The organism is Arthrobacter sp. AOP36-A1-22 (assembly GCF_052377615.1).
Taxonomy (GTDB): Bacteria; Actinomycetota; Actinomycetes; order Actinomycetales; family Micrococcaceae; genus Arthrobacter_H.
Genome location: NZ_JBQSWX010000048.1, coordinates 1 through 5792 on the forward strand (window position 1 = coordinate 1; position 5792 = coordinate 5792).

Here is a 5792-nt window from a genome sequence, read left to right on the forward strand (position 1 = left end):
CTTTCGATCAGGTAGGCGGGGCCGTTAGGCCCCGGCCTTGGTGGTGTGGTGGTCGGCTAGGCGGCTTGGGCGTGGCCGGGGTGGTCGTGCGTCTGGTCTTGCGGGTGGGGTAGCGGTAGGCCGTGATGGGCGGCGAACCGTTGCACTTCGGGGAGGCCCACGGCCTCCCAGTTGGTGACCTTGGCGCGATGCTTGCGGCGCTTCAGGTTCTCGGCGTGCCGGGTCGGCTGGAGGTGTGCCGGTGACACACACGACGCATTGCCACATAGGTGATCCAGCTCTAGGCCCTGCTTGTGGCCACCGGCCAGCAGGTCCCAAGCCACTCGGTGGGCCAGCCATGGCGCGGCGTCGCTGCCACCCTCGGGGGTGAGGTAGGTGTATTTCCCATCCCGGCCAGCGGGTGGCCCTAACGCGATCCAGCAGTCACCGTAGGTGGTGATCTGCGCGGCCAGTCTCCAGAGGTTCGCGGCCTCGGTGTCGGCGTCGGGTCGGAGGTGTTCGGCCTCATGCTCCCGGCAATAAAACACCTTGGCGGTCCCCTTGCCGTGTCGCCGCCCTCCGTCTTCCTGATGGTTCCGGCATCCCTCCCAGCGGCACCGGAGATGTCCGCGTTCACGGTTCCACTTCTCGTAGTGACTGCGGCACATGTGACGGCTTCGGGCGTCTTTCGTGCAGGGCTTCACCCTGCATCGGCCCTGTGTTTTGGGGCGTCCCATCGTCACTTTCCGGCCTCCAGTCCATCCGTACAAAAGTCGGGCCGATTCTGGGGTGTCTGGGCGTGCATCCCTGACGGCGCAACGGGTGTAGCGGTCGGCGAGCGCCGCTGTTGGCTCGTCACGTTATTAGGGCACCGTCTCCCATAGCACCGTCTTGCAGGACTCTGGGATAACGGAGGTGCCCCGGTGGAGGCCCCAGCCGGAGCCGGGGGTGTGCCGTCCCTCCAGAGCACTGCGGGTACGGGACGATGGCGGTTCATGCTGCCCGTCCGATCGCGCCCGTGTCCTGTTGGCCGTCGATGTGGTCAGCTACGATGCGCCACTCGTCGGCGTCCGGTTCATGGAAGCCGTGTACCCATCCGGTGCCGTCGGCTTGCCGGGTGATGGTCACGACGGGGACGGGTAGCGCGGCCAGCTTGCGCACCAGTCGGTAGACCATGTTGAGGTTGACCTCTGGCATGAGCGCCAGTAGCTCCCGGGTGTCGACAGGTTCCCCCTTGGGTGCCCTGCCCCAGAGTGCCCCGGCGTCGGCCCATTCATGCGCCCGGAGTGCTTCGGGGATCGTCTCGTCAGTGGAGCGCGGCAGCGCTCCCACCAACTCCCGGCCCCGTCTGGTCAGTCGGTAGTCCACTGCCCATCTGTTCCCCCTGGTCGATGTCGGCCTAATGATGCCCTGCCCCTGTAGGCCACGCTCGGCCGCGTGCAGCTCGTCCATTGTTGCCAGCCCTGCCATGGCCCGGAGGTGTCGCCGTGAGGTGGATAGTTTGCCGTCGATCATGGACCCGGCCAGCGCCCAGAGCGCTGCGGCCTCGTTCGTCGTCTGGTCGCTCATGCGGCCACCCCTTGGAGGATGTCGGCGAGCGCGGGAGCGCTCGGTCTGGTGGCGGTCTTGCCGTAGTGCCAGCTCCCGGCGTCGTCCTGCCAGTGGCGGTTGACGGTGGCCCCGGTGTCGCCGGTATAGGACGGGTGAATCGTGCAGCGTCCCGGCGTGCCGTCGGTGCCTACGTGGTGTCGATCGAATGCGAGCGGACCGGCGAACGTCTCCCCACATGCGGGGCACCCCTGCCCCGCTGTCTTGATGTTGTGTACTGCCATGTCTTGCCGTGCTCCTGTCCGTGGTCGTTAGCGCAAAAAAGCATCCAGTGAACGGAGCCCTGACTTTGGGCCGTTCCTTGAATGCTTTGCTGTGAGTTTGAATGTTATGCAGTTATGTCCTGCCACGAATCGTAGGGTGGCAAGTCCATAATCGTAACACACTGTTGATCGTTCCAGCGAATCGACGCGCCGTGATGCTCGTTACATGCCAATCTGGTGGGGTCGGGGAGCGCCAGCGGACCGGCCCCTGTCTGGTGTCCCTCCTGCGCTCGCCGGCTACCGTCTTTCCCTGTCTCCCCGTGGCCTGTTTGGTCTGTGCGTACGGCGAGCGCAGCGGGTGGAAGTGGTGACCGTGGAGGGAGGGAGGGAGCAGGAGGGCAGGGGCTTGCCTTGATGCTCCAGCGGGTGGGGCTGGAGACTTCAAGGCAAGTAGGCGTGGACCGCGTCAGTCGGTCGGTCGCTATCGGTAGGGCAAGCCGTCAGGCTTGCCTGTACTTGGCACGGGTCATTACGTCCGTGCAGTGGCGGCGTGTTCCGTCAGCTCTTGGAGGGTTGCCCGATGTTCGACTCGGGGCTTCTCACCGTAGGTTCAGACTCGGCACTTCTTCGCGCCCATGTCTCGCGGCATGGGCAGCGTCTGACTGGCTGATGGATCGAAAATAGAACCGCATCTAACGCGGTGGTCGCCGGGGTGAGCGGCGCGGCGGTGTTGGTATCGCGGGGTTGCCGTCGCCGCGTGTTGTCTAGCGCCAGACTGGCAGGTCGGCTAGACTCATCCATGAAGTTGTAGAACGCTTTGAGTATCCCCCACGGACTGGCATTTGTGGGGGATATTCCTTTTAACCGGCGCGCCGTCCTGACTGGTGCGGGGAGCGCGGCAGCGCGGACCGCTACCGTGGACCCCATGACCGACACCGCGCCCACCATGGGCCTTGCCCAAGCCGCCCGGGCCTGTGGGATCTCTGTCTCCACCCTGCGCCGCCGTCGTGCCACCCTTGAGGCAGCCGGTGCCACCGTCGCCGATAGCGGGTGGGTCATCCCCGTTCCTGCCCTCGTCTCACTCGGCTACCTGTCCGGCACGACAGCACCCCCTGACAGCTCCCAGCGTCCCGGCGTGGCAGGTAGCGCGGTACCCCCCACTGACGGCCCCGTGGTGGCCCCCTCCGAGCTGGAGGAGCTGCGCGCCCGGTTGGCCGATGCCGAGCGCCGCGCCGCTGTAGCTGAGGCGGTAGCGGTCGAGCGTGAACGGCTGATTCAGTCTCAAGCGTCGGCCCTGCGCATGCTGGAGGGTGGCACCCCCGCAACGCCTCCAGCGTCCACCCCTGACGGCTCGCACGACACCCCCGGCCCGTCCACCTCTGAAACCCCTCCGATGCCGTCAGATCGACGCACAGCGCCTGTGAGGGCATGGTTCCGTCGACGCCGTCGGTGACGGCCTGTGATGGTCAAGAGACACATGCTGTCCATGGGTGTTTAAATACCAGCGGAGGCCCCGCAGGGCCTCCACACTGACACCATCTAGAGGGGCAATCCATTATGAGTTTTGAGCTGTTGATCGACACCCCCGGCTATGCCGTCGCCATGATCGACGGGGAGCTGGTCGAGCTGGACACCTCGGGGCTGACCGACGACATGCTCCCCGCCATCGTCGCCGATGCCATGGCCCACGACGCGGCCTAGTCCTTGAGCGGGGGATAGTCCCCGGAGAGGGTCGGCAGCGTCTCCATCCATGCGGTGGCGTTGATCGCCTGATCGAGTCCTGCCAGCGCGGCGGCAGTCGCGCCGGCCACCTCGGGGTGATCCCGGTTCATGCTGTCCCGCGCCATGACGACGCGGCCCTGTTCGGTCAGTTGCTCTAGCTGGAACCTAAGCGTAGTGAGCTGGTTGTAAATCTCGGATGCCTTGCACGTCATGGTCTGTCCCTCGTCGTCTCGTCTGATCGTCTCACCTACCCCGGGCCTCCCGGCCCGGGGTGTTCCTGCCTATAGCGCCAGCGCTGCCGTCACAGTATGCGTGGCACTCTTGGCGAGGTTGCCCCGCGCACGGTCATAGCGCCGGGTCGTCCTCGGGTCGGCGTGGCCCATGCTGTCCTGCAAGTCGTGCAGGGTTCCCCCGGCGTCAAGGTGGATCGTGGCGAACGTGTGCCGGAGGCTATGAGGGCTGATCCTCCCGGCGATCCCGGCAACCTTGGCCAGCCGTTGCACAGTGCGGAAAGCTTCTGACGATGCCCACGTCTTGCCCGTCGCCGTCGTGAAGATGGGGGCGGCGTCAGCCGACCCGGCCACCAGCTCATGCCCCGTGGTCTCTAGGTAGGCGTCCAGTGCTTCGACGGCCACACCGGACAGGACCACCTTGGCGCGCTTGCCACCCTTGCGGGTGACGGTCAGGACGCGATAGCCGGAGTCGTGCCCATAGTCCGCAGTCGTCGCGCCGAGGGCTTCGCTGACGCGGATGCCGGAGGTCAGCAGCAGCGCCACCAGCGCCCGGGACCGTGGCCCGTCCTCGACGGCGGCGGCGTACAGCTCCCGCGCCTGATCCTTGGTCAGCCCTTGCGTGTCTGACGTGTCGGCATCCACGGTGGGCCGCTTCACTAGCGCGGCGGGGTTGGAGGTCAGCGCGTCAGCGCTGACGGCATAGGCGTAGAAACCTGACAGGGCCGATAGCTTGCGTGCCACCGTGGCAGCGGACAGGGCGCGGGGTTCGGTGATGCTCCCGAGGTGTTCCCGGTAGGCGTCAACGTGGACGCGGGACACGGTCAGCAGGTCGAGCGCGGAGCGGTCGAGCCATCCGAGGTAGGACCCGAGGTCCCGACCATAGGCGCGGCGGGTGTTCGGTGATCCGAGGGACAGTGCCCACCCTGCGATCAGGGCGGCGTGCCGGTCGGCGTTGTCCGTGGTTGGGTCGGTGGTGTCGAGTGCTGAAGTCATACCCACACGATAACAGACATTATCGTGTGGGTTCAAACAGGGTCGGGTCGGCGGCGCGGCGGCGTCCGGGTGACCCGCCCGGGGCCGAGTCGTCTGCCGTCGGTCAGGGTTGGCCGTCCGTGCTCGCCGTCCTTCGCCGGGGCCGTCACCGGCACCTATCGCCGGGGGTGGCAGGGGTGCCACCGGCCTAGTCGCTGGAGCTGTAGCGCGTAGGGGCGGGGGGAGCATCCCCGGCGCACGGGCGCGGCGCCCTGCTTGTCTTAGCAAAAAGTCTTGCGTACGGGTTACAGGGTTTGTAGCAGGCCTTACAGGATGCGTCAACTGTCAGGGCACGAAAGAGGGGACCCCCGGAGGGGTCCCCTTCATTAGTCGGACCTAGTTGAGGATGCCGCCGTTAGTCGGGATGCGCTGTTAGGCGGCGACGTCGGCGGCGTTCATCATCTCGACGTTGTGCGCCACATCGTCCACCAGCCCGAGCGCTCCCAGCTCGCGGAACTCTTCGCCGTCGATCCGAACGAACTTCCCAGAGAAGTCCTGGTCAACATACATTCCGTGTTCGAGGACGATGGGCCGCGTCTTGGTTCCGTAGGAGCTTCCCGAGAGAGTACCGGGGACCCGGGCCGCGTCGTGGACTTCCAGCAGGGCCGCGTTGTACGCGTCGATCTCGACGGTCATCTTGTCCAGCTCGGCCTTGACGTATGCGGCCAGCTCGGCCAACCGGCTAGTGGTTTCCGGCTCCCGGGTCAGTCGCTCCCGAGCGCCCCGGACTAGCGCCTCCACCTGCTCACGCTCGGCGTGCGTCCGCTCCTGTTCGTAGGCTTCGCGGATCGCTCCCAGCTTCACGTTGGCCATGGCGGCGGCGGCGGGGAGTGTGGTCCACTCCTCGGTGCTCACGGTCTGCCCCTCCCGGACTCGATAGGTCAGCGCGTCGGCGGCTTCCCGTGCGGTTCTGGCCTCGGCGATAGCGGCGTTCACGTCAAGGCGCAGTACCTCCAGTCGGTCAGCGGCGGGGGTGTTCTTGGCGGTGCTCTTGGTCTTGGTCATGTGGTGATCC

8 protein-coding genes are annotated in these 5792 nt (G+C 66.4%); 2 read left to right on the forward strand and 6 right to left on the reverse strand.

Translation table 11 applies throughout. The features are described 5' to 3' along the window. Window positions 1-56 precede the first annotated feature (56 nt). The 3 genes from ACT3S2_RS15610 to ACT3S2_RS15620 form a co-directional block, all read right to left on the reverse strand. The gene (locus ACT3S2_RS15610; protein ID WP_444561903.1) at window positions 57-527 is read right to left on the reverse strand and encodes an HNH endonuclease; all 471 of its coding nucleotides are present in this window, start codon (window positions 525-527) and stop codon (window positions 57-59) included. Between the two features lie 445 nt (window positions 528-972). After that, on the reverse strand, window positions 973-1548 hold the full coding sequence (locus ACT3S2_RS15615) for a hypothetical protein (protein WP_444561904.1): 576 nt from the start codon (window positions 1546-1548) through the stop codon (window positions 973-975). After that, window positions 1545-1811 (reverse strand): hypothetical protein, encoded by a 267-nt coding sequence (locus ACT3S2_RS15620; protein ID WP_444561905.1) that lies wholly within the window; start codon window positions 1809-1811, stop codon window positions 1545-1547. Before ACT3S2_RS15620 ends, ACT3S2_RS15615 begins: the two co-directional genes overlap by 4 nt. Window positions 1812-2715: 904 nt before the next feature. On the opposite strand from ACT3S2_RS15620, the gene ACT3S2_RS15625 reads away from it, so the two are divergent. Continuing rightward, window positions 2716-3243 (forward strand): hypothetical protein, encoded by a 528-nt coding sequence (locus tag ACT3S2_RS15625; protein WP_444561906.1) that lies wholly within the window; start codon window positions 2716-2718, stop codon window positions 3241-3243. Between the two features lie 104 nt (window positions 3244-3347). Next, the gene (locus tag ACT3S2_RS15630; protein ID WP_444561907.1) at window positions 3348-3491 is read left to right on the forward strand and encodes a hypothetical protein; all 144 of its coding nucleotides are present in this window, start codon (window positions 3348-3350) and stop codon (window positions 3489-3491) included. On the opposite strand, the gene ACT3S2_RS15635 is transcribed toward ACT3S2_RS15630, so the two are convergent. The 3 genes from ACT3S2_RS15635 to ACT3S2_RS15645 form a co-directional block, all read right to left on the reverse strand. Then, a complete protein-coding gene (locus tag ACT3S2_RS15635) occupies window positions 3488-3724 on the reverse strand; it encodes a hypothetical protein (RefSeq protein ID WP_444561908.1) in 237 nt (78 codons plus the stop codon). The two genes, ACT3S2_RS15630 and ACT3S2_RS15635, sit on opposite strands and share 4 nt — an antisense overlap. Window positions 3725-3793: 69 nt before the next feature. Further along, window positions 3794-4738 carry a tyrosine-type recombinase/integrase gene (locus ACT3S2_RS15640; protein ID WP_444561909.1) on the reverse strand — a complete coding sequence of 315 codons (945 nt, stop codon included), beginning with the start codon at window positions 4736-4738 and terminating at the stop codon, window positions 3794-3796. A 411-nt stretch (window positions 4739-5149) separates the two neighbouring features. Continuing rightward, window positions 5150-5792: hypothetical protein (locus tag ACT3S2_RS15645; protein WP_444561910.1), on the reverse strand; the 643-nt coding region annotated here is incomplete at its 5' end.